Genomic DNA, 23,183 nt, shown 5'->3' on the forward strand with positions numbered 1-23,183 from the left:
CGGACGATGCGGACACTGAAGGTAGCGCTGCTGGGGTGCGGAGTGGTCGGCAGCGACGTCGCCCGGTACATGGCGGCCCACGCAGCCGACCTGGAGGCACGCATCGGTGCCCCGGTCGAACTCGTCGGGATCGCCGTGCGCCGGGCCGGGGTGCCCCGCCCGGGCATCCCCGAGCACCTCCTGACGACGGACGCGGACGCCCTGGTCGCCCGCGCGGACGTCGACGTGGTCGTCGAGGTCATCGGGGGCACGGACCGGGCCCGCGACCTGATCAACGGCGCCTTCGCCCACGGCGCCTCCGTGGTCAGCGCCAACAAGGCCCTGATCGCCGCCGAGGGGGCCGCCCTGCACGCGGCGGCCGCCGCGCACGGCGTCGACCTCTGCTACGAGGCCGCCGTCGCCGGGGCCGTCCCGCTGCTGCGGCCGCTGCGCGAGTCCCTCGCCGGGGACCGCGTCAACCGGGTCATCGGCATCGTCAACGGCACGACCAACTTCGTCCTCGACAAGATGGACGTCCTCGGCGCCGACTACCCCCAGGCGCTCAAGGAGGCCACCGCCCTCGGCTACGCGGAGGCGGACCCCACCGCGGACGTCGAGGGCCACGACGCCGCAGCCAAGGCCGCGATCCTCGCCGGGATCGCCTTCAACACCCGGGTGCGGCTGGACGAGGTCCACTGCGAGGGCATCACCTCCGTCACCGCCGCCGACATCGCCGCCGCCCGGGCCGCGGGCTGCGTCGTCAAACTCCTCGCCATCTGCGACCGCGACGCCGACGGCGCCTCCGTGAGCGTCCGCGTCCACCCGGCGATGATCCCGCTCGACCACCCGCTGGCCGCCGTACGGGGCGCCTACAACGCCGTCTTCGTGGAGGCCGAGGCCGCGGGGCAGCTGATGTTCTACGGCCCCGGCGCGGGCGGAGCGCCCACCGCGAGCTCGGTGCTCGGCGACCTGGTCGCGGTGTGCCGCAACAAACTGGCCGGGACCACCGGCCCCGGCGAGGCCGCGTACGCCCGGCTGGCCGTGCGCCCCATGGCACAGGTCGTGACCCGCTACCACCTCGGCATCGACGTGGCGGACAGCCCGGGCGTGCTCGCCGAGGTGGCCACCGTCTTCGGGGAACACGGCGTGTCCATCGAGCACTTCCACCAGGAGCGCCGCGACGGCGGCTGCCGGCTGGCCCTGTCCACCCACCCCGCCACCGACGCCGCCCTGTCCGCCGCCGTGGCCGGACTGCGCGCCTCGGCCCGCGTCCAGGGCGTGACCGGCATCATCCGCGTCGAAGGACGCTGAGCCCCCTGCCCGGGGCGCGGAAGGAGTCCACCATGACCAGCAGGCACCGCGTGCCCCGGGCGTTCGGGAGGGTGTGGGCCGCCTCCGGCGCGGCCTCCTTCGGCGACGGCATCCATCGGACGGCCCTGCCGCTGCTGGCCCTCGGCCTGACCCGCGACCCGCTCCTGCTGTCCCTCGCCACCGCCGCCGCCCTGCTGCCCTGGCCGCTGCTCGCCCTGGCCGGCGGCGGCCCCGCCGACCGCCGGGACCCGCGCCGCACCCTGCGGACGCTGCACGCGGTACGGGCCGTGCTGCTGCTCGCGGCGGCCGGCTGCGCCGCGGCCGGAGCCTTCGGCCTGCCGCTGCTGACCGTGCTGGCTTTCCTCCTCGGGACCGTCCACCTCCTGTCCGGCAACGCCCTGTCGGCCTGTCTGAGGCCCCTCCTGCGCGGGGACGGGCCCGCCCTGCGCGGGGCCCGCGTGCGGCTGCACGCCACCGCGGACGCCGCCCAGGGGATGGCGGGCCCTCCCGCCGGTGCACTCCTGTTCACCCTGGGACGGGCCGTGCCGCTGGCCGCCGAAGCCCTTTCGTTCCTCTTCGGCGCGCTGCTGCTCCGCTCCCTGCCGCCGGGGCCGCCTCCGGCCCGCGCCGCCCGCGGGCCGCGGCTGCGCGAGGCCCGCGCGGGCGCCGCACACCTCGTACGGGACCCGCTGCTGCTCGCCCTGGCGCTGCGCCCCGCACTCGGCAACCTCGCGCTGACCGCCGGGACCGCCGTGCTGGTGCTCTTCGCCCGCGAGGAACTGGGCCTCGGACCGGCCGGGTTCGCCCTCCTGCTGGTCGCCGAGGCCGTCGGCGGACTCCTCGGCGCAGTGCTGTCGGCCCGGATCGCCGAGCGGATCGGCATCGGCGGCACGCTGGCGCTGACGGCGGGACTGCTGGCGCTGTCCCAGGCGGGTCTCGGGTTCGCCGTGCACCCGCTCGCGGCGGGGGCCGCGCTGGCCCTGGGCGGGGCGGCGGTGGGCGCCGCCCTGGTACCGGCCGCCGCCGTCCGGCAGGGCCTCGTAGCGCCCTCGGCGGCGGCGGGGGTCACCGCGGCGAGCCGCCTGCTGGCCGTGTCCGCCGCTCCGCTCGGTGCGGTCCTCGGGGGCTGGGTGGCGAGCACGGCCGGCCTGCGGGCCCCGTACCTGGCCGGCGCGGTCTTCCTGGCCGCCGGCACGGTGGTCGGCCTGGCCGTCACCACGAACCGGAGGATCGAGACGGGGCTGGCGCGGGCGCACACGGCCCGCGGGGAGCCCGCGGCCCGGCTCCGGCGGGCGGTCCCGGCCTAAGCCGACCCCTTCGGATCGTGTCGGGGCCCGGCCGTCACAGGAGCAGGTCCCGCTGGGCGGCCAGATAGCCGGCCTGGAACCGGCTGCGCGCGTCCAGGGAGTCCATCAGGCGGGACACCACCCGGCGGTAGGTGCGCAGGGCCATGCCGATCTGCCGGGCGGCCGTCTCGTCGGTGGAGCCGAGCGCCAGCTGCCGCAGCACCTCGCGGGAGAGGGGGTGCAGTTCCGCTTCGGGAGCGGCCGCGTCCTGCTCGGTCGGTGCGGGCGCCGTCAGGGAGCGCACCAGCATCCGGGTGACGATCAGTTCGCGGCCGATCAGGGCCCCGTGGCTGTAGTCCTCCTGGTTGCGCGCCAGGACGACGACCGAGCGGTCGACGATGGCCATGCGCGGGGTGGTGTCGTGCGTCGAGTGGATCTCCATGCCGTCCTTGGCGAGGGCGGTGAGCCGGTACTCGGGCAGGTCGCCGGTGCCGCGCGCGGCCGCGGGGACGTACACCTTCACGCTGACCCCGGTCTCGGCGGAGAGCAGTTGGGCGGCGGCGACATCGACCTGGCCCTCGAAGGCACAGTTGGCCGGCAGGGCGAGGAGGACCTCCGACCGTGCGTTCTGGATGGCGTGACGGATCTGCGTCGCACCGGCGATGTTGATCTGCATGTCCCAGCTCCCCCAGTCCTCCGCTTCGGTTGCGGTCCAGACCTTAGGGGGACTTGCCTACACTTGTCAATTACTTGCCAAACCCTTGTCAATCAAAGTCGGCTCGTGATTGAGTAGCGGCGTGCCACAGGGCAGGAAGCGGCCACATCGGGGCGATGGCACACCGTGTGTTCAAGGGAGTGGAATCTGTGAAGCTGCGCGTGGAATTCATACCTGTTCTGGTCGGAATGTTCCTGGCTGTCGCCCTGGGCGTGACGGTCGAGGAAGGCTCCACCGCGGGCCAGGAGGTCGCCGTGACCGCCACGGTGGCCAGCGCCCAGAACGAGATCGGCTGGCCCTGACGCCCGGACGGGCGCGAAATGATCATCCCGTTGCCGGGTCAACAAAAATGTCATGTTTGGCAATTTTTAACCTCGAATTGACAAGTCTGTCGAATGAAGGGCAGCCTGGTACGTATGCCAGGTCGTGTGCGTCGCATCCCGGAACAGCCGATGTTCGGTCGTCGGCTTCGTGAACTGAGAGTGGCCCGGGGCCTCTCCCAAGCCGAACTCGTGGGCACCGACATCTCGGCCGCCTACCTGTCGCGGCTGGAGTCCGGCGCCCGTCCGCCCACCGAGCGGGTGCTCTCACTGCTGTGCGACCGCCTCGAGGTCGCCCCGGCGGACTTCCTGTCCCCGGTCAGCAGTCCGCTGGCCCAGGCCCTCGCGACGGCCGCCACGGTCGGCGAGTCCCCGCAGACCGCCGCCGTCCTGGAGGACGCCCTGCGGCGGGACGGTGAGGGCGACGCCGTTCTGCGCTGGCAGGTCATGTGGCTCCTCGCCCGCTCCTACCAGGGGCAGGGCCGTGCGGACGACGAACTGCGCACCCTGCGCGACCTGGTCGCGCTGGGAGACGAGATCGACCTGCCCGAGATCCAGGCGCGGTCGCAGGTCCGGCTCGCCCGCAAGCTGCGCGCCTCCGGCGAACTCGCCGAGGCACGCGCCGCCGCGGGCCGCGCCCTCGACCTCGCGACCGAGAACAAGCTGTCGTTCCGCGACGTCGTCGAGGCGACCCTCACCCTCATCTCCCTGGATGCGGAGACCGGTCAGCTGGCCGAAGCGCGCAGACGCGCCGACCAGCTGACCCGGTCGCTCGCCGAGGGTGCCGAGGGCCCGCTCTCCGAGCTGATCTCCACCCGCCTCCAGGTCGAGGTGTTGTGGACGGCGGCCGGTGTGGCCGTGCGGCAGGGCGACCGCGAGGGCACGGCGGACCTGCTCCGGCGCGCGCTCCAGAGCATGCCCAGCAACGAGGACCCCGTCCTGTGGATGCGGCTGCGGCTCGCCGCCGCATCGATGTACCTGCAGATGGACCCGCGCGACCTGCCCGAGGCCCGGCGATGTCTGGGCGAGGCCGCTTCCGCAGCGACGCTGGTCGGGATGCCCCTGCACCAGCTGGAGGTCCTGCTCCTGCAAGGCCAGCTCGCCTTCCACGAAGGCCGGTTCGGGGACGCCCGGGAGATCGTCGACCGGCTCGGCGACCGGCCCGAGGGCATGGGCCGGCGCGACCAGACCGCGCTGGAGATCCTGCGCAACCAACTGGCCGTCATCGACGGCGACCGGGCAGCCGCCCGGAGCGCCATGGAGCGGATCGCCAAGGAGGCCCGCGCATCCGGGAACGTCGAGGTCTCGGCCGAGGCCTGGCGCGCACTGGCCGAATCCCTGGCGGTGGCGAACGGCGCCGCCGGCGGCTGAACCCGTAGGACGGGCGGACGGACGGGCGGGCGCGACCCGGCCCGGCCACCGTCAGGGGCGGATGATCCGCACCTGGAAGCTGCCGTTGCGCAGCTCGCCCACCACCGAGACGCTGATGCCCGCCTTCTCGTCCGTGAAGGTCTCGCCCGGCCGGAACGGCGCGTCCGACAGCTCCGCGTGCACATTGGGCCGCCGGGTGCAGCCCCCGCTCGCGTCCGAACTGTCCGAGACGATCACCGGTCCGCGTCCGGTGTCCACATCGGAGTCCACCTTGTAGATGAGCACCCCGGGTTTGCACACGGACTCGTCGTTGCCTGCCTGGGTGCGCACCTCCACCGCGTAGCCGGAACTCTCCGACAGCGGTACGAAGGCCAGTTTCGTGCCGCCGCCGACCGCCAGCGGGGAGAGCACGTGGTCGCTGGTGCCGGATTTCGCGGCGCAGCTGATCTGCGTGCTGTCCAGCCAGCCCAGCTTCCACTTGTGCCAGCCCAGCAGGTCGTTGTTGGCGCCCCAGTCCTCGCTCATGATGTCCCAGTGCCCCACGCTCCCGCCGCCGTCGGAGGTGTACAGGTCGGGCAGTCCGAAGACGTGCCCGTTCTCGTGCGGGAGCACCCGGTACCCGGTCTCGCGGTAGGAGCCCGATCCGTCGTCCTGGCGGCTGTAGACGAAGGACGTGTTGCCGAGGGGGACCCCGTCGGCGACGGGGGCCTCGCTGTTGCTCGAGAAGGTCACCGACAGGACGGTGTCCAGGGCGGACGGCCCGGCGTTCGGCGTGACCAGGATGTTGATCAGGTCGTAGCGGCTGAAGTCCACCTCGGAGTCGGCGGCCTTGGCGATGTGCTCGACGAGCTGCCGGTAGCCGGGCTCGTACGGGGACCCGCGCTCGATCCCGTACGCCGCGAACGGCATCGGCATCCGCAGCCAGCTCCTTATCGGGGCCTCGGCGCGGTAGCTGAGCCGGCCGTAGGAGCTGGTCCGGAACCAGTCGGAGGTCTGGGGGAAGAACTCCGCCATCCGGTCCAGGGCCGCGCCCTCGCCCTTGGTGTCAGGAAAATCGATCATCAGGTTCAGGGCCCGCACCTCGCCGGTGGAGCGGGAGTACCCGGGCGGCGTCGGCAGGCCCTCGGACATCTGCACGCCCATCGTGCCGGCGATCCGGCAGGGGGCGAGCGCCGATTCGGCGGTGTTGGCCACGGGGCCGGCTGCCGAGTGACCGCGACTGGATATCCCCGTGCTCGCCGTCGCCGTGACGCCGAGGGCCAGCGCGGTCAGGCCGATGAACGCGCTGGTGCGGCGGGATGTGCGTATCCGGTGGCGGGTCTGCGGCATGGAGATCGCCCTCGTGTCCGCGGCAGCCGGCCGGGCCCGGTCTGCGCTCTGTCCGCCCACCCTCCGACGGCTGCGGCGCGCCCGCGCGCCGGGAGAGGCCGAACGTGCGCACCCCTGTGACCCAGCTCACACGCGCGGGTGAAATAACCGGGGACTGGTTCCCCGTTTGTACGTGAGTCCCACGAAGTGGGGACCGGCTCCCCGTTTGGGTGGGCCGTACGAGCCCCCAGGGAGGCCCCGGCAATGAAGAGCACCGCCGACTCCCCGTGCACCGCCCCGGCGGCCTGCCGGGTCCCGCGGCCGCGCGCCGACGCCGTCCGCAACCGCGAGCGGATCCTGGAGGCGGCCCGCGAGGTGTTCGTCGAGTTCGGCCCGGGCGCCCCCTTCGACGAGGTGGCCCGCCGCGCCGGCATCGGCAACGCCACCCTGTACCGGCACTTCCCCGACCGCGGCAGCCTCGTCCACCACGTGGTGCTCTTCGTGATGGACCGGGTCACGGCCACGGCCGAGGCGGCCCTCGCCGAGGAGCCCGACGCCTTCGCCGCGCTGTGCCGGTTCACGCACGCCGCCGCGGACGAGCGCATCGGCGCGCTGTGCCCCATGCTCGGCGACGGCTTCGACCGCGACCACCCCGAACTCGTCGAGGCGAGCCAGGTCCTGACCGAGGTCACCGAGGCCATGGTGGCCGCCGGCCAGGCCGCCGGACTGATCCGTACGGACATCGGCGTCGGCGACCTGATGGTCGCCCTCTCCCAGCTCAGCCGCCCCCTCCCCGGCACCGCCTGCCCCGACGCCGACCGCTTCGTCCACCGCCACCTCCAGCTCTTCCTGGACGGGCTGCGGGCTCCGGCCCGCTCCGATCTGCCCGGTTCGCCCGCCACCCTCGACGGGCTGCGGCGGAAAACCCCGTGACCCGGCCCGGCCATTTACCTATCTTTTTCCGGTTAATCCAGTCATTCCGCACAGTGAAGTAGGTACCCCCATGCCCCGAACAGCCGCGACCCTGCCGCCGGCTGCGGATCCCAGCCGCTGGAAGGCACTCGTCTTCATAGCCCTGGCCCAGCTGATGGTCGTCCTCGACGCCACCATCGTGAACATCGCCCTGCCCTCCGCCCAGACCGACCTGGGCATCTCGGACGGCAACCGCCAGTGGGTCATCACCGCGTATGCGCTGGCCTTCGGCGGGCTCCTCCTCTTCGGCGGCCGCATCGCCGACAAGTGGGGCCGCAAGAACGCCTTCGTCGTCGGCCTCATCGGCTTCGCCCTGGCCTCCGCCCTCGGCGGCGCCGCCACCGGCGAGGCGATGATGCTGGGCGCCCGGGCCCTCCAGGGCGCCTTCGGGGCCCTGCTCGCACCGGCGGCCCTGTCGCTGCTCGCGGTCATGTTCACCGACGCCAAGGAGCGCGCCAAGGCCTTCGGCATCTACGGCGCGATCGCCGGCGGCGGCGGCGCCGTCGGCCTGATCCTCGGCGGCTTCCTCACCGAGTACCTGAACTGGCGCTGGACCTTCTTCGTCAACATCCCCTTCGCCATCGCCGCGGCCGTGGGTGCCTGGCTGGTCATCCGGGAGCCCGCCGGCGGCCGCAACCGCGCGCCGCTCGACATCCCCGGCGTGTTCCTCTCCACGCTCGGCCTGGTCGCCCTGGTGTACGGGTTCACCCGCGCCGAGTCGGCCGGCTGGTCGGACGGCGTGACCGTGGCCATGTTCGTCGCCTCGGCGGCGCTGCTGGCGTCCTTCGTCTTCGTCGAGTCCAAGGTGAAGTCCCCGCTGCTGCCGCTGCGCGTCCTGCTGGAGCGCAACCGCGGCGGTGTCTACCTCTCGCTGGGCCTGGCCGTCATCGCGATGTTCGGCCTGTTCCTCTTCCTCACCTACTACCTGCAGGTCGTGAAGGGCTTCTCGCCCGTCAAGACCGGCTTCGCCTTCCTCCCGATGATCGCCGGCATGATCACGGGCTCCACCCAGATCGGCGCCCGCCTGATGACCCGGGTCCCGCCGCGCCTGCTGATGGGCCCGGGCTTCCTGCTCGCCGCCACCGGCATGCTGCTGCTGACCCAACTGGAGGTCGGGTCCTCCTACCCGGCGCTGATCCTGCCCGCGCAGCTGCTGCTCGGCCTCGGCATGGGCACGGCGTTCATGCCGGCCATGTCCCTGGCCACGCACGGGGTGGACCCGGCCGACGCCGGAGTCGCCTCCGCCATGGTCAACACCTCGCAGCAGGTCGGCGGCGCCATCGGCACCGCGCTGCTGAACACCATCGCCGCCTCGGCGACCACCGCGTACCTGGCCGACCACGCGGCCGAGGCCGCCGCCGGCGGGCCGGCCGCGCGGCTGATCCAGGCCCAGGCCATGGTCGAGGGCTACTCCTCCGCCATCTGGTGGGCCGTCGGCATCCTGGCCGCCAGCTCCGCGATCGCCCTGACGCTGATCAACACCGGCCGTCCGGGCACGGGTGCCCCGGTCGCCGCAGGCTCCGGCGAGGCCGCCGAGCTCAAGGTCCCGGTGATCGCCCACTGACGGGCCGCCCCGGCACCCGGGAATGACTGACGACCCCGCTTCGTTCAAATTTGAACGAGGCGGGGTCGGTCCGTATGCGGCCCCGGCCTCCCCGTACCGACGACCGAGGAGCGCCCCGTGACCACCGCCCCCGCCCGTATGCCGGCGCTCTACCTCAGCCACGGCGCGCCCCCGCTCGCGGACGACCCGCTCTGGCCCGCCGAGCTGGCAGCCTGGTCGGCCGCCCTGCCCCGCCCCTCGGCGATCCTGATGGTCTCCGCCCACTGGGAGGAGGCCCCGCTCGCCCTCGGCGCCACCGAGCGCGTACCGCTCGTGTACGACTTCTGGGGCTTCCCCGAGCACTACTACCGGGTGCGGTACGGGGCCCCGGGCGCCCCGCAGCTCGCCGCCTCGGTACGGGCACTGCTGCGGGCCCCCGGCATGCCGGTGCAGGACCTGCCCGACCGGGGCCTGGACCACGGTGCGTACGTCCCGCTGGTCGAGATGTATCCGGATGCTGACATTCCGGTCCTCCAGATGTCCCTGCCGACCCTGGACCCGCGCCGGCTGATGGACCTCGGCCGCAGGCTCGCGCCGCTGCGCGACGAGGGGGTGCTGATCGTCGGCAGCGGGTTCTTCACCCACAACCTCGCCGCGCTCCGGCACCCGGGCACCCCCGCCTGGTCGGCGGAGTTCGACGCCTGGGGGCACGAGGCGCTGGCAGCGCAGGACGTGGACTCCCTGCTCGACTTCGAGGCCGCGTCGCCCTCCGGCCGGCTGGCCCACCCCCGCACGGAGCACTTCGCTCCGCTCTTCGTCACCCTGGGCGCGGCCGAGGCGTCCGGGGACCTCGGCGCGCGCCGCGACACGGTGGACGGCTTCTGGATGGGCCTGTCCAAGCGCTCCCTCCAGTTCGGCTGAGCCGGGCCGAGGTCCATCGGTATTGGGGTGAATCGCACCTTTGTCGGGTATCCGGCCATTCGATCGCCAGTCCAGGCAACCGGATGCGGAGGGAGCCCGTCTTGAGGAGGGGAGCGCAGCCGAGAAACGGCGCCGTCCCGGTGGGACCCCGATGTCCGGGTAGGTGACGGCGGTCTCATCCGGCCGGTGGTCGCGCACTCCCGTCACGGTGGTCGGTCCGGCCCCCTCACGGGCCTGACCTGCACCTCTCCCGGTTCCGACAGGATCCGGCCCCGTCTCGTGGCGGGGCAGGATACTGCAAGATCTCGGGAAACAGGGGCCGGCGTGGGAATTCTGTCCCGATTCCCATCGTTGTTTCCTTCGGAAGCGGGCACTCGGGAGAGTGTCCGGGGATGCACCACCGCCCACCGGTGGACGTCCGGCAGCCGCACCGCGACCGAACTCATCGCAAGGGAGCACGCATGGCAACCCGCGCCGTCGCCCGTCGTCAGTCCACGAGCAGCGCCCGCTCCGTGGGCGGGGAGATCGCAGACCGCGACCTGGTCGGCATGTACCTGGACGAGATCGCGCGCACCCCGCTGCTCGACGCCGCCAAGGAAGTGGAGCTGTCCCAGATCATCGAGGCGGGCGTGTACGCCCGGCAGCTCCTCGACGGGGCCGCGGTCCGCGAGGACGCCGAGGGGCCGAGCCCCGCGCGCGAGGAACTGGAGGCGCTGGCCGCGGAGGGCGAGCGCGCGAAGGAGGTCTTCATCCGCTCCAACCTGCGCCTCGTGGTGGCCGTCGCTCGCCGCTACCCGCGCAGCGGCCTGCCGCTCCTCGACCTGATCCAGGAGGGCAACGCGGGCCTGGTCCGCGCCGTCGAGAAGTTCGACTACGCGAAGGGCTTCAAGTTCTCCACGTACGCCACGTGGTGGATCCGCCAGGCCATCACCCGGTCCATCGCCGACCAGTCCCGCACCATCCGGCTCCCCGTCCACCTGGTGGAGGAGCTCGGCCGGATCCGCCGCATCCAGCGCGAGTTCAACCGCGAGAACGGCCGGGACCCGGAGCACGCCGAGATCGCCGCCGAACTCGAAACGACCGAGAAGCGCGTCGGGGACGTCCTGGACTGGGCGCGCGACCCGGTCAGCCTCAACATGTCGGTCGACGACGACGGGGACACGCAGTTCGGCGACCTCCTGGAGGACACCTCCGCGATCTCCCCCGAGCAGTCCGTGCTCTCGCTGCTGCGCAGTGAGGAGCTGGAGGACCTGCTGGGCAAGCTCGACCAGCGCACGGCCTCGATCATCAAGATGCGCTACGGCATCGAGGACGGCCGCGAGCGGACCCTCACCGAGGTCGGCAAGCAGCACGGCCTGACCCGCGAGCGGATCCGGCAGATCGAGAAGCACGCCCTGCTGGAGCTCAAGCGGATGGCCCGCGACACCGGCTTCGACGCGGTGGCCTGAGCCCCGCCCACTCCACCCCCGAACGAGCCCCGGTGCCTACCCCCCCCAGGCGCCGGGGTTCCCCCGTGCACCGCACGCGCCGCCCGGCCCACGGCCTCAGGCGGTGCCCGCCGCGGCCGACAGGCGGGCGCCGAGCGCCGCGGCCGCCTCCGCCAGGGCCGCCGGGCCGTGCACCGTGAAGACCTGCCCGGTCAGGGCCAGCCGCGCCGCCAGCCACTGCGGCGGCTCCGCGGTCCGGAAGCGGACCCGCACCCCGCCCGGCGCCGGCGCCGTCTCATGGCCTTCGGAGTGCAGCCACTGCGGCAGCTCCGCGGCCTGCGCCGCGAAGGTCACGTCCACCGGGTAACTCTCGCCGCCGCGCAGCCCCCGGCCCACGAACTCGCGCGCGTCCATCGGCAGCTCCCGCGGCGCGAACCGGGCCCCCGTGGCGAAGGGATCGCTCACCCGGTCCACTCGGAAGGTCCGCCAGTCCTCCCGCTCCAGGTCGTAGGCCATCAGGTACCACCGGCTGCCGGTGCTGACCAGGCGGTACGGCTCCACCAGCCGTTTGGACTCCGCCCCGTCGCGGGCCCGGTAGGCGAACCGCAGCCGCTCCGGTCCCGCCACCGCGGCCGCCATCGTCGTCAGGGTCCGCGGGTCCACCCGGGCCCCGTCCCCGCGGGTCAGCGCGACCGTGGCCGACTGGAGGGCGCCCACCCGCCGCCGGAGCCGCGCGGGCAGTACCTGCTCCAGCTTCGCCAGGGCCCGTACGGAGGCCTCCTCGACCCCTTCGATGGCGTGCCCGGCTCCGGCCCGCAGCCCCACCGCGATCGCCACCGCCTCCTCGTCGTCGAGCAGCAGCGGCGGCATCGCCGCCCCGGCCACCAGCCGGTAGCCGCCCTCCGCGCCCAGCGTGGCCTCCACCGGGTACCCGTACTCCCGCAGCCGGTCGATGTCGCGCCGGATCGTGCGGGCGCTCACCCCGAGCCGTCCGGCCAGCTCGCTCCCCGGCCATTCGCGGGGCGTCTGCAGGAGGGACAGCAGGGAGAGCAGCCGTGCCGGGGTGTCGGTCATGGGATCCAGGCTGCCAGCGAAAGAGGACACAGGCTGACCTAGATGCCGTCTAGGTTTCTCTCCATGAGCACCGAGACGTCCAAGGCATCGCCCGAAAGAGAGAACGGGCCCGTACAAGAAGAGCGGAACGACACCCACAACGACGCACCGAGCAGCAGCTCGACCGCCGACCGCCGCCGCTGGCTGGCGCTCGCCATCGTGATGACCGCGGCCTTCATGGACCTGGTCGACGTCACCATCGTCAACATCGCGATACCCAGCATGCGCCAGGACCTCGGCGCGTCCACGAGCGCGATCCAGTGGATCACCGCCGGATACGCCCTCGCCTTCGCCGCCGGCCTGATCACCGGCGGCCGTCTCGGTGACATCTACGGCCGCAAGCGCCTCTTCCTGGTCGGCATCTCCGGATTCACCGCCGCCTCGCTGCTCTGCGGCATCGCCGCCGACCCGGCGATGCTGGTCGCCTCGCGCCTCCTGCAGGGCGCGATGGCGGCCATGATGGTCCCGCAGGTCCTGGCGATCATCCACGTCACCTTCCCGCCACACGAGCGCGGCAAGGTCTTCGGCATGTTCGGCGCGATCGTGGGACTTGGCGCCGTCTCGGGCCCGCTGCTCGGCGCGCTGCTCACCGAGTGGAACCTGTTCGGCCTCGAATGGCGCCCGATCTTCCTGATCAACCTGCCCGTCGGCATCGCCGGCGTGATCCTGGGCCGCCGGTTCATCACCGAGTCCAAGGCCCCGCAGGCGCTGCGCCTGGACCTGGTCGGCGTGGTCCTCGCGACCCTCGCCCTGGTCATGCTGATCTTCCCGCTCACCCAGGGCCGTGAGCACGGCTGGCCGCTGTGGGGCTTCCTGTGCATGGGCGCGGCTCCGTTCGTCTTCGCCGGCTTCCTCGCGTACGAGAAGTACAAGATCGAAAAAGACGGCTCCCCGCTCGTGGAGCTCTCCCTCTTCAAGGTCAAGAGCTTCGCGGGCGGCATCGCCGTCCAGCTCACCTTCGGCATCGCCACCGGCATCTTCTTCCTGGTGTGGACCCTGTACATGCAGATGGGCCTGGGCTGGAGCGCCCTGCGCGCCGGGGTCACCGGCATCCCCTTCTCCATCGCCGTGTCCGCCGCCGCAGGCCTCTCGGTGCAGCAGCTCGTCCCGCGCTTCGGCCGCAAGGTGCTCCAGGCCGGCGCGCTGACCATGGCCGCGGGCCTGCTCCTCTACATCTGGGAGTCCGACCGCTACGGCATGGGCATCGCCTCCTGGCAGATGGCGCTCCCGCTGGTCGTCATGGGCCTCGGCATGGGCCTGATCGTGGCGCCGCTGACTGACACCGTGCTGTCCGAGGTGCCGCGCGAGCACGCCGGCTCGGCCTCCGGCCTGATCAACACCACCGGCCAGATGGGCAACGCCCTGGGCCTCGCCCTCACCTCGGTGGTCTTCTTCGGGCTGATCGAGGACGACCGGCAGTTCGGGGCCCCGTACGTGGAGGCCTTCCGCGGCGCGCTGTGGTGGGTGGTGGCCGTCCTGGTCGTCATCTTCGCGGTGATGTTCATGCTGCCGCGGCGCCAGGTCCCGGTCGAGCAGCGCGAGGGCGGCCCCGGCGCCGCCGCCGAGCCCGCCGCCCCCGCGCCGGAGCGGGTACCGGCCGGTTAGGCGGTCCTGAGACCCCCACGGGCATGTCTGCTTCTGTTGGCAGACATGCCCGTTTGCTTGGCTTTGTCAGGGAAGCGGCGTACGGTGGACGGGAACCCACAGATTCGGGCACACCGCCCCCGAGTGGAGCGGACGGCGCCATGTACGGACCGGAGCGTCAGCAGGAGATCCTCCGCCTCGCCCGTGAGGCGGGCCGGGTGGAGGTGCTGTCTCTTGCCGACCGTTTCCAGGTGACGGCCGAGACCGTCCGCCGGGACCTGACGGCTCTGGACCGGGCGGGCCTGGTCCGGCGGGTGCACGGCGGGGCGATACCGGCCGGGCGGCTCGATTTCGAGCCCGACCTGACCGAACGCGAGGGCACCGCCGCCGACGAGAAGGGCCGCATCGCCGCCGCCGCCCTGACCCAACTCCCGGACGGCGGCAGCATCGTCCTCGACGCGGGCAGCACCGTCGCCCGCCTCGCCGCCGGCATCCCCCCGGACACGGCGCTCACCGTGGTCACCCACGCCCTGCCGGTCGCGGCCCGCCTCGCCGGCCACACCGGCATCGAGCTGCATTTGGTCGGCGGCCGGGTCCGCCACCGCACCCGCGCCGCCGTCGACGCCTGGGCGCTGCGCGCCTACGCCGAGATCCGCGCCGACGTGCTCTTCCTCGCGGTCAACGGCTTCTGCCCCGACCGCGGCCTGAGCACCCCCGACCTCGCCGAGGCGGCCGTCAAACGGGCCGCGATCGGCGCCGCCCGCCGCGTCGTCCTCCTCGCCGACTCCGCCAAAGCCGGCCGGGAGCACTTCGCGCGCTTCGCCTCCTTCACGGAGGTCGACCTGCTCATCACCGACACCGGGCTCGCCCCGGAACAGCAAGCGGCGATCGAGGCCGCCGGTACGGAAGTCGTGCTCGTATGATCCTCACCGTCACCCCCAACCCCTCCCTCGACCGGACCTACGAGATCCCCTCACTGGACCGCGGTGCGGTGCTGCGCGCCGAAGGCGACCGGGTCGACCCCGGCGGGAAGGGCGTCAACGTCTCCCGGGTGGTCTCCGCCGCGGGCCTGCGCACGACGGCGGTCCTCCCGCTGGGCGGTGCCACGGGAACCCTGCTCGCCGGTCTGCTCGGCATCGAGGGCGTGGACGTCACCGCGGTCTCGGTCGCCGGCCGCACCCGCTCGAACGTCTCCCTCGTCGAACCGGACGGCACCCTCACGAAGGTCAACTCGCCCGGCCCGGAGCTCTCGGCACAGGAGTCCGCGCTCCTGCTGGAGACGGTACGCACCTGCGCCGGCAGCCCGGACTGGATCGCCTGCTGCGGCAGCCTGCCGCCCGGCCTCGGCCCCGGGTGGTACGCCGAACTCGTCGAGCGCGCCCACGAGGCGGGCGCCCGCGTCGCCCTGGACACCTCCGGCGCGGCCCTGCTGGCGGCGCTCCCCGCCCGGCCCGACCTCGTCACGCCGAACGCGGTGGAACTGGCGGAGGCCGTCGGCCGCCCCCTCGCCACCCTCGGCGACGTGCTCAAGGCGGCCGAGGAGCTCCGCTCGCTGGGGGCCGGCGCCGTACTGGCCACCCTGGGCGCGGACGGCCAGCTGCTGGTCTCCGCCGAAGGCGCCTTCCACGGCACCGCCCCCGCCGAAGCGGTGCGCAGCAGCGTCGGCGCCGGCGACGCCTCGCTCGCCGGCTTCCTGATCGCCGCCGGTCCCGACGGCCCCGCGGCGGGCCGCCCCGCACGGGCCCTGGCCTCGGCGCTGGCCCATGGCGCGGCCGCGGTCCGGCTCCCCGGCAGCGCCATGCCGACCCCCGCGGACCTGCGCCCCGGGGCGGTGCACCTCAGCCAGGAACCGCCCCTGGACCTCCCGCTGTCCCAGCCCGCCGCGCTCTGACCCGGACGGCCTGTCTCCTCAGCGCACCCGCGCGCGCACTTCCATGGCGCCCCGCGCGGCGGCCTCGCTCTCGTACACCTCGCACATGTGGCGTCCGTCCGGCGTCGCCGTGTGCTCCACCTCCCACAGGCTCACCTCCGAACCGTCCAGCAGGACGAAGGCGTGCTCGTAGAGCTGGAAGCCGCCCTCCCGTCCGTCCGACGGCGTGCGGCGGCCGCCGAACGCCTGGGTGATCCGGTGCGCGTACGCCGAACGGAGCAGCTGCGCCGTCCCCTCGCCGGGCCGGTCCTCGTTCTCCGCGCGGCGCAGCACCCGCCGGGCGTGGTCGGCTGACTCCTCCACCGCGTACTCCCGGTGCCCCCGCGCCGGGGCCGAGGCCGCGAACAGCGCGCTCAGCGCCGCCATGTCGTCATCCGGCTCCTCGTCCCCGGGTAGCAGGGCCGGATCCAGGCCGGCCTCGGCGGGAGCCTCGCCGAACAGCCGGGCCACCGCCAGGCAGGCCTCCGCCTTGCTCAGGAAGAGCTCGTGCCGGACGGACCGGTCCCCCTCCTGCCGGTACACCAGCTCCCACAGCGCGGCCGATCCGCCGTCGGCCAGCAGGTGGGTGTGCTGGTGGATCTCCCGCCACAGTCCCGTCGCCGGACTGTGGTGGGCGGTGTGCAGTGAGGAGCTGTGGGCGAGCGCCGTGGTGAGGCGCTCCACCAACCGGTCCGGCAGGTCGAAGGAGTTGAGGGCGCGGCCCAGGAGTCGATCGAGGTGGGCCTCGGTTGTCTCGTACGGATCGCTCAAGGTGGGTCTCCAGGCCGTCGCAGCTTGTCACTCAGCGGAAGCACAACGTAGCCCCTGGGTCTGACATCACGTCCGGGGTTCGGTAAAACGTCCGGGAAGCGCCGGGGGTTCCCGCCACACCTTCAGGTCAACTTGCAGCGGAATCAGCATGGTTCGGCCTGCTCTGTGGTGGAGCGCGGGACTATGGGCCGCATGGCAACGAATACAGTGGGCGTTCCCCGCCAGCAGGGACGGCCCGGAACCGGACACGAGGGCGAACAGCAGCCCGTACCGCGGGGGTTGGCCTGGCTGCTGGTGCTCAGCGGGGCCGCCGGGGTGCTGGCCTCCTGGGTGATCACCCTCGACAAGTTCCTCCTGCTGGAGGACCCGGACTTCAAGCCCGCCTGCAGTCTCAACCCGGTCGTCTCCTGCGGCAGCGTGATGCAGAGCGAACAGGCGGCGGCCTTCGGCTTCCCCAACCCCATGCTGGGCCTGGCGGCCTACGCCGTCGTCGTGTGCGCCGGCGCCGGTCTGCTGGCGGGGGCCGCCTACCGTGGCTGGTTCTGGCTGGGCCTGAACGCGGGCACCCTCTTCGGCGTCGGCTTCTGCTCCTGGCTGATGGTCCAGTCGCTCTACGAGATCAACGCGCTCTGCCTCTGGTGCTGCCTGGCCTGGGCGGCGACCCTGCTGATGTTCTGGGCGGTCACCGCGCACAACCTCCGCACCCGGGTCCTCCCCGCACCCGGCCCGCTGCGCGGCTTCTTCGCCGAGTTCGCCTGGGTTCCGCCCGTGCTGCACACCGGGGTGATCGGGATGCTGATCCTCACCCGGTGGTGGGAGTTCTGGACCTCCTGATCCGACGGGCCGGCGGGCCCGCATCCGTACGGGCGCACGCGAGGGCCCCGGCAGCCGGTGGCTGCCGGGGCCCTCGTCTCAGCGCTCCACGGGCCGCGGGGGCCCGCGCCGTTCGTCAGGGCGCGGGAGCGGGGTTCAGCTGCCGACGGAGGCGTTGCCCGAGAGGACCGGGATGTTGCTGAGCAGGTGCGAGAGCGGCTCGTCACCCTTGGCCTGGGTGGAGTTCTCGGTGCACTGCTGGTTCTGCGGGTTCGACAGGACGTTGATGTCCTGGACGCCGACGTTGATGAGCGCGAGGATCGACTGGGCGTTGACCTTCGCCGGCAGGCCGATGCAGGGCTTGTTCAGGGTGCCCTGGACCAGGCCGAGCTGCGGGCTCAGGTCGCCGGCGGTCTTCTGGTTGCCGTAGATCTGCTGGGAGCCGTTGCCGTTGACGGTGTTGATCCCGTTGTCGTTGCCGATGGCCATGGCCGGGGCAGCAGCAGCAGCGCCCGCGCCGACGGCAACGGCGGAGACCGCGGCGGCGGTCATGAACTTCTTGAACATCTTGATCCTTCTGTCGCACGAGTGCCCGCTGATGGAGCGTCCTGGTCAACTGCCCTGACGGGGGGTTGGTTCCGCTGCTTCACTCAAACGGCCTGCGCCGGGAGTGGTTTTCCCCGGCCCGGGTGAGAGGCCCCCGGACGCCTGCGCGAAGCCCGTACGCAGCCCGCAGCGCGGATCGCTCCGGTTGCGCTCCGTGCAAGGTGTTCGCACGGTGGGTGAGAAGGCGGATCGATCAGTTCCGCTTATCTGCGCGACACGAGAAGGAAACACCCATGCACCGCACGAAGCCGTCCCGCGCCCGGATCCTCGTCCCCTCGGCCCTCGCCGCCGCCATACTCTTCGGCGCGGCGGCTCCGGCGAGCGCCCTCGACGCCGGGGACCGCGCGGCAGCGCCGCGCGCTGCAGCCGCCGGCCCCGTCGACGACCTCGTGAAGGGCATCCTCGACGCGATCAAGGGCCTGCTGCCGCCCGGGGTCACGCTGCCGGACATCAAGATCCCGGAGATCAAGCTCCCCGAGATCAAGCTGCCGGAGATCCCGGGCGTGGAACTCCCGGAGATCCCCGGGGTCGAACTGCCGGAGCTGCCCGCGCTCGTCCCGCCGGCCCTGCCGAGCCCGGCGGCGCCGGTGGAGCTGACGCCGGAGCTCCCGGAGGTCCCCGACCTGCCGGAGCTCCCGGACGGGCTCGGCAGCCTCCCCTAACGGTCCGGGGGCGCGCAGAGGTTACGACGATTGGGCTGAACAGGTCTGATCGTGCGCGGAACCGTGTCGTCTGGGAAGCTGGACCGTTTCGCTCGGTGTGCGCCCCGCATCGGGGCAGAACATCGAACAGAAGGTGCACTTCCCATGAACTCTGCCAAGAAGGCCGCCCTGGTCCTGGCCACCGCTGGTCTCGCTGCGGCCGGTGCCGCCGGCTCCGCCGTCGCCGACGCGTCGGCCGAGGGCGCGGCCGTGGGTTCCCCCGGTGTCCTCTCGGGCAACCTGGCCCAGGTCCCGGTCCACATTCCGGTGAACGTCTGCGGTAACTCCGTCAACGTCATCGGCCTGCTGAACCCCGCGTTCGGCAACGTCTGCGTCAACGACTGACGTCAGCGCACACAAGACTGTGGGCGCCCCGGCCTCGCCGGTGGCGCCCACAGTCATGTCCGGGCCCGCTCAGTGGGCGCCGCCGTTGAGCTTCACACCGCCGAGGAGCTCCGGGGAGGCCTGCGTGGCCCCGTTCGCCAGACCGAGGACCTCGCCCGGCACGTCGTTGCGGACCTTGTTGACCTTCTGGACGGTGCCCAGGACCTTGTCGACGTGGCCGCCCTGCTCGGCGAGCCCGTTGCCCACCGTCTGCGGGAGCGACTCGGAGACGGGGTTCACGGCATCCGTCACCGCCGTCACCCCGCTGGTCAGGCTCATCGGCATGGCGGCCGGGGCATCGGCGGCGAAGGCGGGGGCGGAGGCGCCGAGTGCGGCCACGGAGCCGGCCAGGACGGCGGCGACCTTCGAGAGCTTCATTTCGAAATCCTCTTTCTTTCGTGAACGGAAGTGGGAGCGGCGACCGTCGCGCTGCATTCGCCTTGGGTAACGATGGGCGGCCGCTGCGGAAACGCAGGGGCGTATGTACACGGCAGCGGCCGGAGAATCCGACAAAGGACTCTCCGGCCGATATCCATTTCCGATGACCGGTACGGCGGTCAGACGGTCCGGGAGCGCCGGTAGAGGATGGCGCCGCCCAGGATCAGGGCCGAGGCGAGGACCGCCGCGGCCGCGGGCTGGCCGGCTCCGGTCTCGGCCAGCACCGGCGCGCTCACGTGGGCCGGAGCGGGAGCCGGGACCGTGCCGGAACCGGGCGCCGGAGCCGGGGCGGGTGCCGGGAGCGGCTGCGGCCCGGGCTCCGGGGCCGGGGGCAGGTGCACGGGGGTGTCGCCGGCGGGGGAGCCGGGCGGCTGGTCCGCGGGCACGGCCTCCGGCGCGGGCGCCGGGGCGGGGTGCTCCACGACCTGGCTGCCGTGCGGCGGCCGGGGCGCGGGCGCCTCCTCGGCCGGGGCGGGGGCCGGCAGCGTGTGCGGCGCCTCCTCGGCCGGGGCGGGCGCCGGCAGGGTGTGCGGCGGGGGCTCCGGGGCGGGCTGCGGTACCGGCTCCGGGGCGGGGGCCTCGTGGACGGGACCGGGCGCCGGGAGGGGCTGGGGCACGGGCTCAGGCTGGGGTTCCGGCAGGGGCGCGGGAGCCTCCTGGACCGGCTCCGGGGCGGGGGCCGGGGGAGCGTGCTGCGCCGGGGGCGGCGGGGTGGCCCGCGGGTGGTCGTCGCACTCCTCCTCGGGCTGTCCGCCCTCGCCGGAGTCGCCGTAGCCGTCCTCGTGGCGCGGCTCCTCGTGGCGCGGGGCGGCGTGCCGCGGGGCGGCATGCCGGGGCCGGTGGGCACGCGGGGCCTCCTGCTCGGCCTCCTCGTGGCGCTGCTGCGGCAGGGCGTGCCGCGCCTCGCGCTCGTCGAGGTAGCGCTCAAGGGCCTGCGCGTTCTCGGGGCTGAGGTGGCGCGCGTACTCCTCGTGGGAGTGCCGGGTGTCCGCGCCGGTCGTGGTGGCGCAGGTGTTCCCCATCGCGGGGTTGAGCGCGGCACCGCCGTCGACGCTGTTGCCGCACACGTTCGGGGCGAAGGTGATCGGTACCGAGACGCTGTTGCCGGCCAGCACGCCCGGTGAGTGGGCGGCCTCGGCGCTCGCTCCGGGGTGGGCGTACGCCGCGCCGGTCGCGATCGACAGCAGACTCGACGCGGCCGCCGCCGTGAGCATCCCCTTGCCCAGTACCTGTCGGCTCAGTACCTGTCGCATGGGTCCTTCCCTGTCTACCGGCACAGCCGCCGGTGGCTGGATCGAAGGCGGCCTCGGAGTGCACCGCCGTGCACTCCGAGGCCACCCCGAGGAGGTCTGCCCTGGCGGGCGCGTGACGTCAGGCGTTGACGCAGGTGTTGCCGAACGCGGGGTTCAGCAGACCGATCACGTTGACGGTGTTGCCGCAGACGTTCACCGGGATGTGCACCGGGACCTGGAGCAGGTTGCCGGACAGCACGCCGGGGGAGCCCACGGCCGCGCCCGCTGCGCCGGCGTCGGCCATGGCGGGGGAGGCGGCACCGGCGGCCATCAGAACGCCGGCGGCCAGCACCACTGCCTTCTTGTACGTCATTTGATTTCGATCCTTTCCCGCAGAGGCGTATCCACTGCAAAATCAACAACGAGCGGCTCCGGAAAAAGAAACCGCATTTTTTCGGCGGGTGTCCGGTAATTCGCCCCGACGTCCGCCGGAATTCGCGGGGCGCCGCTGGCGGTGGCGGCGGCGGTATGCGCGGAGTGCGCCGCCGCCCCACACGCGGCGAGGCCGCCGCGACCCGGAGGTGCGGCGGCCTCGCTGGCGCGGTGCGCGATCAGCTGCCGGCGGACGCGTTGCCGGAGAGGATCGGGATGTTGCTGAGGATGTGCGAGAGAGCCTCGTCGCCCTTGGCCTGGGTGGAGTTCTCGGTGCACTGCTGGTTCTGCGGGCTGGACAGGACGGGGATGTCCTGGACGCCGACGTTGACGAGCGCGAGGACCGACTGGACGTTGGCCTTCGCCGGCAGGGCGATGCAGGGCTTGTTGAACGAGCCCTGGATCAGCGCCATCTGCGGGCTCATGTTGCCGTACGTGGCCTGGTTGCCGTAGATCTGCGAGGCGCCGTTGCCGTTCACGGTGTTGATGCCGTTGTCGTTCCCGATGGCCATCGCCTGCGGCGCCATGGCGGCACCCATGCCCACGACCGAGGCCGCAACCGCTGCCGTGGCCATCATCTTCTTGATCATTGTCGTCCCTTTTTTGCAGGATTGCCCGGTACTGGAGCATCCGGAACAACGGGCCGGCAGCGGTTCGGGTTGCGTGGCTTCACCCGGATGCCGCCGTTTCGGACGGCGGGGTTGACGCTCAGGCGTTCGCCGGGCGGGCCCGGAGCGGGGCGGGAGAAGGGTCCCGGAGGGCCGCGGCGCGCTTTTTCGTCCGGGCAATGGTTCACGCCATAACGACCCGCCGGCGGTGAGGGTGCGTGCCATCGCCCAAAAGGCCGTACGAGCGAGTCCGACGTGATTTCCAGCCCGATTTCTGACAAAGTGCACTCCTGTTTTGTCCCCTTGATCGAATATGGAGACAGGGTCATGGGTTCCTCCCGCAGAATCCTCGGCACGCTCGGTCTGCTGTCCTGCCTCGCACTTTCCGTCAACGTCCCGGTCGCCTGGGCCGCTCCTCCCGCCCCGAAGGAATTGCCGCGGATCCCGTTCACCCAGCGTTACCAGGCCGTGCAGCACGGCGGACTGGTCCGGGCCTCCAATGCGGGCATCGGCTGCCGCGGGGTGCAGTCCCCCCAGGCGGAGCCGTGCGCCGAGGTCGAGCGGGGGGCGGCGGGGGTCAACGGCGACTACGAGATGTTCTACAGCGAGGTCGACAAGGACCCGGACACCTACAACTCGACCCGGGCCGAGCTGAAGGTCCCCAAGGGCGCGAAGGTCTCGTACGCCCGGCTGTACTGGGGCGGGAACCTGCGGGTCGGGGAGCAGAAGCCCCCCGAGGACAACGGCCGGGTGCTCGTCGCCGAGCCCGGCGGCGCGTACAAGGAGGTGCTGGCCGACACCGTGATCGGCCACCGCGTGGACGCGGGCAGCGACGCCTACCAGGCCTCCGCCGACGTGACCCCGCTGGTCCGCGGGGGCGGGGCCGGCATGTGGACGGTCTCCCAGCTCAACATCGCCATGGGGCACTCCGAAGCGGGTGCCTGGGGCGGCTGGACGCTGGTCGTCGCCTACGAGCACCCGCAGGAGCCGCTGCGCCGGATCTCGCTGTGGGACGGCTTCGAGCCGCTGGCCGCCGGCGGGGGCGAGGCGGCCGGGGAGACGGTCGAGATCAGCGGCCTGGACGCCCCCGCGGGGGCCGCGGGACGGGCCGGGGTGGTCGGCTACGACGGGGACCGGGGGAGCCTCGGGGACTCACTGACCGTGACCGCGGACAGCGGGCGCCGGGTGAGCCTCAGTGATGCAGAAAATCCTTTTAATGATGTTATGAATTCCACGATCACGGAATTCGGCCGTCGCCCGTTCGTGCGACAGCCCGAACATATGAATAACCTCGGATATGACGCGGACGTGTTCGACCTGAGTCCCGCCCTGTCCGGTGGTGCCCGCAGCCTGAACTTCAGGTTCACGGGCGAAAGCCAGGGTCATTTCCTCGGTGTGCTCTTCGTTCAGACAGACGCGCGCCGCTGAACGTAGGAGAC

At 72.6% G+C, this 23,183-nt stretch carries 24 protein-coding genes; 15 read left to right on the forward strand and 9 right to left on the reverse strand.

The features are described 5' to 3' along the window. Window positions 1-6: 6 nt before the first annotated feature. Window positions 7-1,290 (forward strand): homoserine dehydrogenase, encoded by a 1,284-nt coding sequence (locus tag ACLJTM_RS29265; RefSeq protein ID WP_411106765.1) that lies wholly within the window; start codon window positions 7-9, stop codon window positions 1,288-1,290. Window positions 1,291-1,322: 32 nt separating this feature from the next. Next, window positions 1,323-2,597: an MFS transporter gene (locus ACLJTM_RS29270; protein ID WP_411106766.1), complete on the forward strand. Its 1,275-nt coding sequence runs from the start codon at window positions 1,323-1,325 to the stop codon at window positions 2,595-2,597. Window positions 2,598-2,631: 34 nt separating this feature from the next. Here ACLJTM_RS29270 and ACLJTM_RS29275 read toward each other — a convergent pair whose 3' ends face one another. Continuing rightward, on the reverse strand, window positions 2,632-3,252 hold the full coding sequence (locus tag ACLJTM_RS29275; protein ID WP_411106767.1) for a hypothetical protein: 621 nt from the start codon (window positions 3,250-3,252) through the stop codon (window positions 2,632-2,634). Between the two features lie 200 nt (window positions 3,253-3,452). On the opposite strand from ACLJTM_RS29275, the gene ACLJTM_RS29280 reads away from it, so the two are divergent. Together ACLJTM_RS29280 and ACLJTM_RS29285 are read left to right on the forward strand one after the other, a co-directional pair. After that, window positions 3,453-3,593, forward strand: coding sequence for a hypothetical protein (locus tag ACLJTM_RS29280; protein WP_411106768.1), 141 nt, complete (start codon window positions 3,453-3,455; stop codon window positions 3,591-3,593). A 150-nt stretch (window positions 3,594-3,743) separates the two neighbouring features. Further along, the gene (locus ACLJTM_RS29285; protein WP_411106949.1) at window positions 3,744-4,982 is read left to right on the forward strand and encodes a helix-turn-helix domain-containing protein; all 1,239 of its coding nucleotides are present in this window, start codon (window positions 3,744-3,746) and stop codon (window positions 4,980-4,982) included. 51 nt (window positions 4,983-5,033) lie between these two features. On the opposite strand, the gene ACLJTM_RS29290 is transcribed toward ACLJTM_RS29285, so the two are convergent. Next, on the reverse strand, window positions 5,034-6,311 hold the full coding sequence (locus ACLJTM_RS29290) for a M6 family metalloprotease domain-containing protein (RefSeq protein WP_411106769.1): 1,278 nt from the start codon (window positions 6,309-6,311) through the stop codon (window positions 5,034-5,036). A 243-nt stretch (window positions 6,312-6,554) separates the two neighbouring features. Here ACLJTM_RS29290 and ACLJTM_RS29295 point away from each other — a divergent pair, with 243 nt between their 5' ends. The 4 genes from ACLJTM_RS29295 to ACLJTM_RS29310 all read left to right on the forward strand — a co-directional run bounded on the left by ACLJTM_RS29295 (window position 6,555) and on the right by ACLJTM_RS29310 (window position 11,174). Next, window positions 6,555-7,223, forward strand: a complete 669-nt coding sequence (locus ACLJTM_RS29295; RefSeq protein ID WP_411106770.1) for a TetR/AcrR family transcriptional regulator — start codon at window positions 6,555-6,557, stop codon at window positions 7,221-7,223. 70 nt (window positions 7,224-7,293) lie between these two features. Then, on the forward strand, window positions 7,294-8,826 hold the full coding sequence (locus ACLJTM_RS29300; protein ID WP_411106771.1) for an MFS transporter: 1,533 nt from the start codon (window positions 7,294-7,296) through the stop codon (window positions 8,824-8,826). A gap of 138 nt (window positions 8,827-8,964) precedes the next feature. Continuing rightward, on the forward strand, window positions 8,965-9,726 hold the full coding sequence (locus tag ACLJTM_RS29305; RefSeq protein WP_411106950.1) for a dioxygenase: 762 nt from the start codon (window positions 8,965-8,967) through the stop codon (window positions 9,724-9,726). A gap of 461 nt (window positions 9,727-10,187) precedes the next feature. Next, entirely contained in the window at window positions 10,188-11,174 is a 987-nt protein-coding gene (locus ACLJTM_RS29310; RefSeq protein ID WP_411106772.1) for an RNA polymerase sigma factor RpoD/SigA, read from the forward strand. Window positions 11,175-11,270: 96 nt separating this feature from the next. Here the strand turns inward: ACLJTM_RS29310 and ACLJTM_RS29315 are convergent, their stop codons facing one another. Then, window positions 11,271-12,227: a helix-turn-helix transcriptional regulator gene (locus ACLJTM_RS29315; RefSeq protein WP_411106773.1), complete on the reverse strand. Its 957-nt coding sequence runs from the start codon at window positions 12,225-12,227 to the stop codon at window positions 11,271-11,273. Between the two features lie 63 nt (window positions 12,228-12,290). Between ACLJTM_RS29315 and ACLJTM_RS29320 the strand changes: the two genes are divergently transcribed. The 3 genes from ACLJTM_RS29320 (at window position 12,291) to pfkB (ending at window position 15,741) form a co-directional block, all read left to right on the forward strand. Further along, window positions 12,291-13,871, forward strand: coding sequence for an MFS transporter (locus ACLJTM_RS29320; protein WP_411106774.1), 1,581 nt, complete (start codon window positions 12,291-12,293; stop codon window positions 13,869-13,871). Window positions 13,872-14,011: 140 nt separating this feature from the next. Further along, entirely contained in the window at window positions 14,012-14,773 is a 762-nt protein-coding gene (locus tag ACLJTM_RS29325; RefSeq protein ID WP_411106775.1) for a DeoR/GlpR family DNA-binding transcription regulator, read from the forward strand. Further along, window positions 14,770-15,741 (forward strand): 1-phosphofructokinase, encoded by a 972-nt coding sequence (gene pfkB / locus ACLJTM_RS29330; RefSeq protein WP_411106776.1) that lies wholly within the window; start codon window positions 14,770-14,772, stop codon window positions 15,739-15,741. The genes ACLJTM_RS29325 and pfkB overlap by 4 nt, the downstream gene beginning before the upstream one ends. A gap of 18 nt (window positions 15,742-15,759) precedes the next feature. Here the strand turns inward: pfkB and ACLJTM_RS29335 are convergent, their stop codons facing one another. Then, the gene (locus tag ACLJTM_RS29335) at window positions 15,760-16,530 is read right to left on the reverse strand and encodes a DUF6227 family protein (RefSeq protein WP_411106777.1); all 771 of its coding nucleotides are present in this window, start codon (window positions 16,528-16,530) and stop codon (window positions 15,760-15,762) included. 192 nt (window positions 16,531-16,722) lie between these two features. On the opposite strand from ACLJTM_RS29335, the gene ACLJTM_RS29340 reads away from it, so the two are divergent. Continuing rightward, window positions 16,723-17,364, forward strand: a complete 642-nt coding sequence (locus ACLJTM_RS29340) for a vitamin K epoxide reductase family protein (RefSeq protein WP_411106778.1) — start codon at window positions 16,723-16,725, stop codon at window positions 17,362-17,364. Between the two features lie 135 nt (window positions 17,365-17,499). Here the strand turns inward: ACLJTM_RS29340 and ACLJTM_RS29345 are convergent, their stop codons facing one another. Further along, window positions 17,500-17,910 carry a rodlin gene (locus tag ACLJTM_RS29345; RefSeq protein ID WP_411106779.1) on the reverse strand — a complete coding sequence of 137 codons (411 nt, stop codon included), beginning with the start codon at window positions 17,908-17,910 and terminating at the stop codon, window positions 17,500-17,502. A 272-nt stretch (window positions 17,911-18,182) separates the two neighbouring features. Here ACLJTM_RS29345 and ACLJTM_RS29350 point away from each other — a divergent pair, with 272 nt between their 5' ends. Together ACLJTM_RS29350 and ACLJTM_RS29355 are read left to right on the forward strand one after the other, a co-directional pair. Further along, window positions 18,183-18,611 carry a hypothetical protein gene (locus ACLJTM_RS29350; protein ID WP_411106780.1) on the forward strand — a complete coding sequence of 143 codons (429 nt, stop codon included), beginning with the start codon at window positions 18,183-18,185 and terminating at the stop codon, window positions 18,609-18,611. Between the two features lie 144 nt (window positions 18,612-18,755). Next, window positions 18,756-18,995, forward strand: coding sequence for a chaplin (locus ACLJTM_RS29355; RefSeq protein WP_411106781.1), 240 nt, complete (start codon window positions 18,756-18,758; stop codon window positions 18,993-18,995). Between the two features lie 69 nt (window positions 18,996-19,064). Here ACLJTM_RS29355 and ACLJTM_RS29360 read toward each other — a convergent pair whose 3' ends face one another. The 4 genes from ACLJTM_RS29360 to ACLJTM_RS29375 all read right to left on the reverse strand — a co-directional run bounded on the left by ACLJTM_RS29360 (window position 19,065) and on the right by ACLJTM_RS29375 (window position 21,726). Beyond that, window positions 19,065-19,412, reverse strand: coding sequence for a hypothetical protein (locus ACLJTM_RS29360; RefSeq protein ID WP_411106782.1), 348 nt, complete (start codon window positions 19,410-19,412; stop codon window positions 19,065-19,067). A gap of 179 nt (window positions 19,413-19,591) precedes the next feature. After that, window positions 19,592-20,725: a chaplin gene (locus ACLJTM_RS29365; protein WP_411106783.1), complete on the reverse strand. Its 1,134-nt coding sequence runs from the start codon at window positions 20,723-20,725 to the stop codon at window positions 19,592-19,594. A gap of 118 nt (window positions 20,726-20,843) precedes the next feature. Then, the gene (locus tag ACLJTM_RS29370) at window positions 20,844-21,077 is read right to left on the reverse strand and encodes a chaplin (protein ID WP_411106784.1); all 234 of its coding nucleotides are present in this window, start codon (window positions 21,075-21,077) and stop codon (window positions 20,844-20,846) included. 238 nt (window positions 21,078-21,315) lie between these two features. Continuing rightward, window positions 21,316-21,726: a rodlin gene (locus ACLJTM_RS29375; protein ID WP_411106785.1), complete on the reverse strand. Its 411-nt coding sequence runs from the start codon at window positions 21,724-21,726 to the stop codon at window positions 21,316-21,318. Between the two features lie 273 nt (window positions 21,727-21,999). Between ACLJTM_RS29375 and ACLJTM_RS29380 the strand changes: the two genes are divergently transcribed. After that, window positions 22,000-23,172: a DUF3344 domain-containing protein gene (locus tag ACLJTM_RS29380; RefSeq protein WP_411106786.1), complete on the forward strand. Its 1,173-nt coding sequence runs from the start codon at window positions 22,000-22,002 to the stop codon at window positions 23,170-23,172. Window positions 23,173-23,183: the final 11 nt, after the last annotated feature.

This window comes from Streptomyces sp. cmx-4-9, from assembly GCF_046548835.1.
GTDB lineage: Bacteria > Actinomycetota > Actinomycetes > Streptomycetales > Streptomycetaceae > Streptomyces.

Excerpts from the sequence above, each read along its gene's own strand:
- ACLJTM_RS29265 (WP_411106765.1), top strand. The coding sequence starts at position 7 with ATGCGGACACTGAAGGTAGCGCTGCTGGGGTGCGGAGTGGTCGGCAGC.
- ACLJTM_RS29270 (WP_411106766.1), top strand. The coding sequence starts at position 1,323 with ATGACCAGCAGGCACCGCGTGCCCCGGGCGTTCGGGAGGGTGTGGGCC.
- ACLJTM_RS29275 (WP_411106767.1), bottom strand. The coding sequence starts at position 3,252 with ATGCAGATCAACATCGCCGGTGCGACGCAGATCCGTCACGCCATCCAG.
- ACLJTM_RS29285 (WP_411106949.1), top strand. The coding sequence starts at position 3,744 with ATGTTCGGTCGTCGGCTTCGTGAACTGAGAGTGGCCCGGGGCCTCTCC.
- ACLJTM_RS29290 (WP_411106769.1), bottom strand. The coding sequence starts at position 6,311 with ATGCCGCAGACCCGCCACCGGATACGCACATCCCGCCGCACCAGCGCG.
- ACLJTM_RS29295 (WP_411106770.1), top strand. The coding sequence starts at position 6,555 with ATGAAGAGCACCGCCGACTCCCCGTGCACCGCCCCGGCGGCCTGCCGG.
- ACLJTM_RS29300 (WP_411106771.1), top strand. The coding sequence starts at position 7,294 with ATGCCCCGAACAGCCGCGACCCTGCCGCCGGCTGCGGATCCCAGCCGC.
- ACLJTM_RS29305 (WP_411106950.1), top strand. The coding sequence starts at position 8,965 with ATGCCGGCGCTCTACCTCAGCCACGGCGCGCCCCCGCTCGCGGACGAC.
- ACLJTM_RS29310 (WP_411106772.1), top strand. The coding sequence starts at position 10,188 with ATGGCAACCCGCGCCGTCGCCCGTCGTCAGTCCACGAGCAGCGCCCGC.
- ACLJTM_RS29315 (WP_411106773.1), bottom strand. The coding sequence starts at position 12,227 with ATGACCGACACCCCGGCACGGCTGCTCTCCCTGCTGTCCCTCCTGCAG.
- ACLJTM_RS29320 (WP_411106774.1), top strand. The coding sequence starts at position 12,291 with ATGAGCACCGAGACGTCCAAGGCATCGCCCGAAAGAGAGAACGGGCCC.
- ACLJTM_RS29325 (WP_411106775.1), top strand. The coding sequence starts at position 14,012 with ATGTACGGACCGGAGCGTCAGCAGGAGATCCTCCGCCTCGCCCGTGAG.
- pfkB (WP_411106776.1), top strand. The coding sequence starts at position 14,770 with ATGATCCTCACCGTCACCCCCAACCCCTCCCTCGACCGGACCTACGAG.
- ACLJTM_RS29340 (WP_411106778.1), top strand. The coding sequence starts at position 16,723 with ATGGCAACGAATACAGTGGGCGTTCCCCGCCAGCAGGGACGGCCCGGA.
- ACLJTM_RS29345 (WP_411106779.1), bottom strand. The coding sequence starts at position 17,910 with ATGTTCAAGAAGTTCATGACCGCCGCCGCGGTCTCCGCCGTTGCCGTC.
- ACLJTM_RS29350 (WP_411106780.1), top strand. The coding sequence starts at position 18,183 with ATGCACCGCACGAAGCCGTCCCGCGCCCGGATCCTCGTCCCCTCGGCC.
- ACLJTM_RS29355 (WP_411106781.1), top strand. The coding sequence starts at position 18,756 with ATGAACTCTGCCAAGAAGGCCGCCCTGGTCCTGGCCACCGCTGGTCTC.
- ACLJTM_RS29360 (WP_411106782.1), bottom strand. The coding sequence starts at position 19,412 with ATGAAGCTCTCGAAGGTCGCCGCCGTCCTGGCCGGCTCCGTGGCCGCA.
- ACLJTM_RS29365 (WP_411106783.1), bottom strand. The coding sequence starts at position 20,725 with ATGCGACAGGTACTGAGCCGACAGGTACTGGGCAAGGGGATGCTCACG.
- ACLJTM_RS29370 (WP_411106784.1), bottom strand. The coding sequence starts at position 21,077 with ATGACGTACAAGAAGGCAGTGGTGCTGGCCGCCGGCGTTCTGATGGCC.
- ACLJTM_RS29375 (WP_411106785.1), bottom strand. The coding sequence starts at position 21,726 with ATGATCAAGAAGATGATGGCCACGGCAGCGGTTGCGGCCTCGGTCGTG.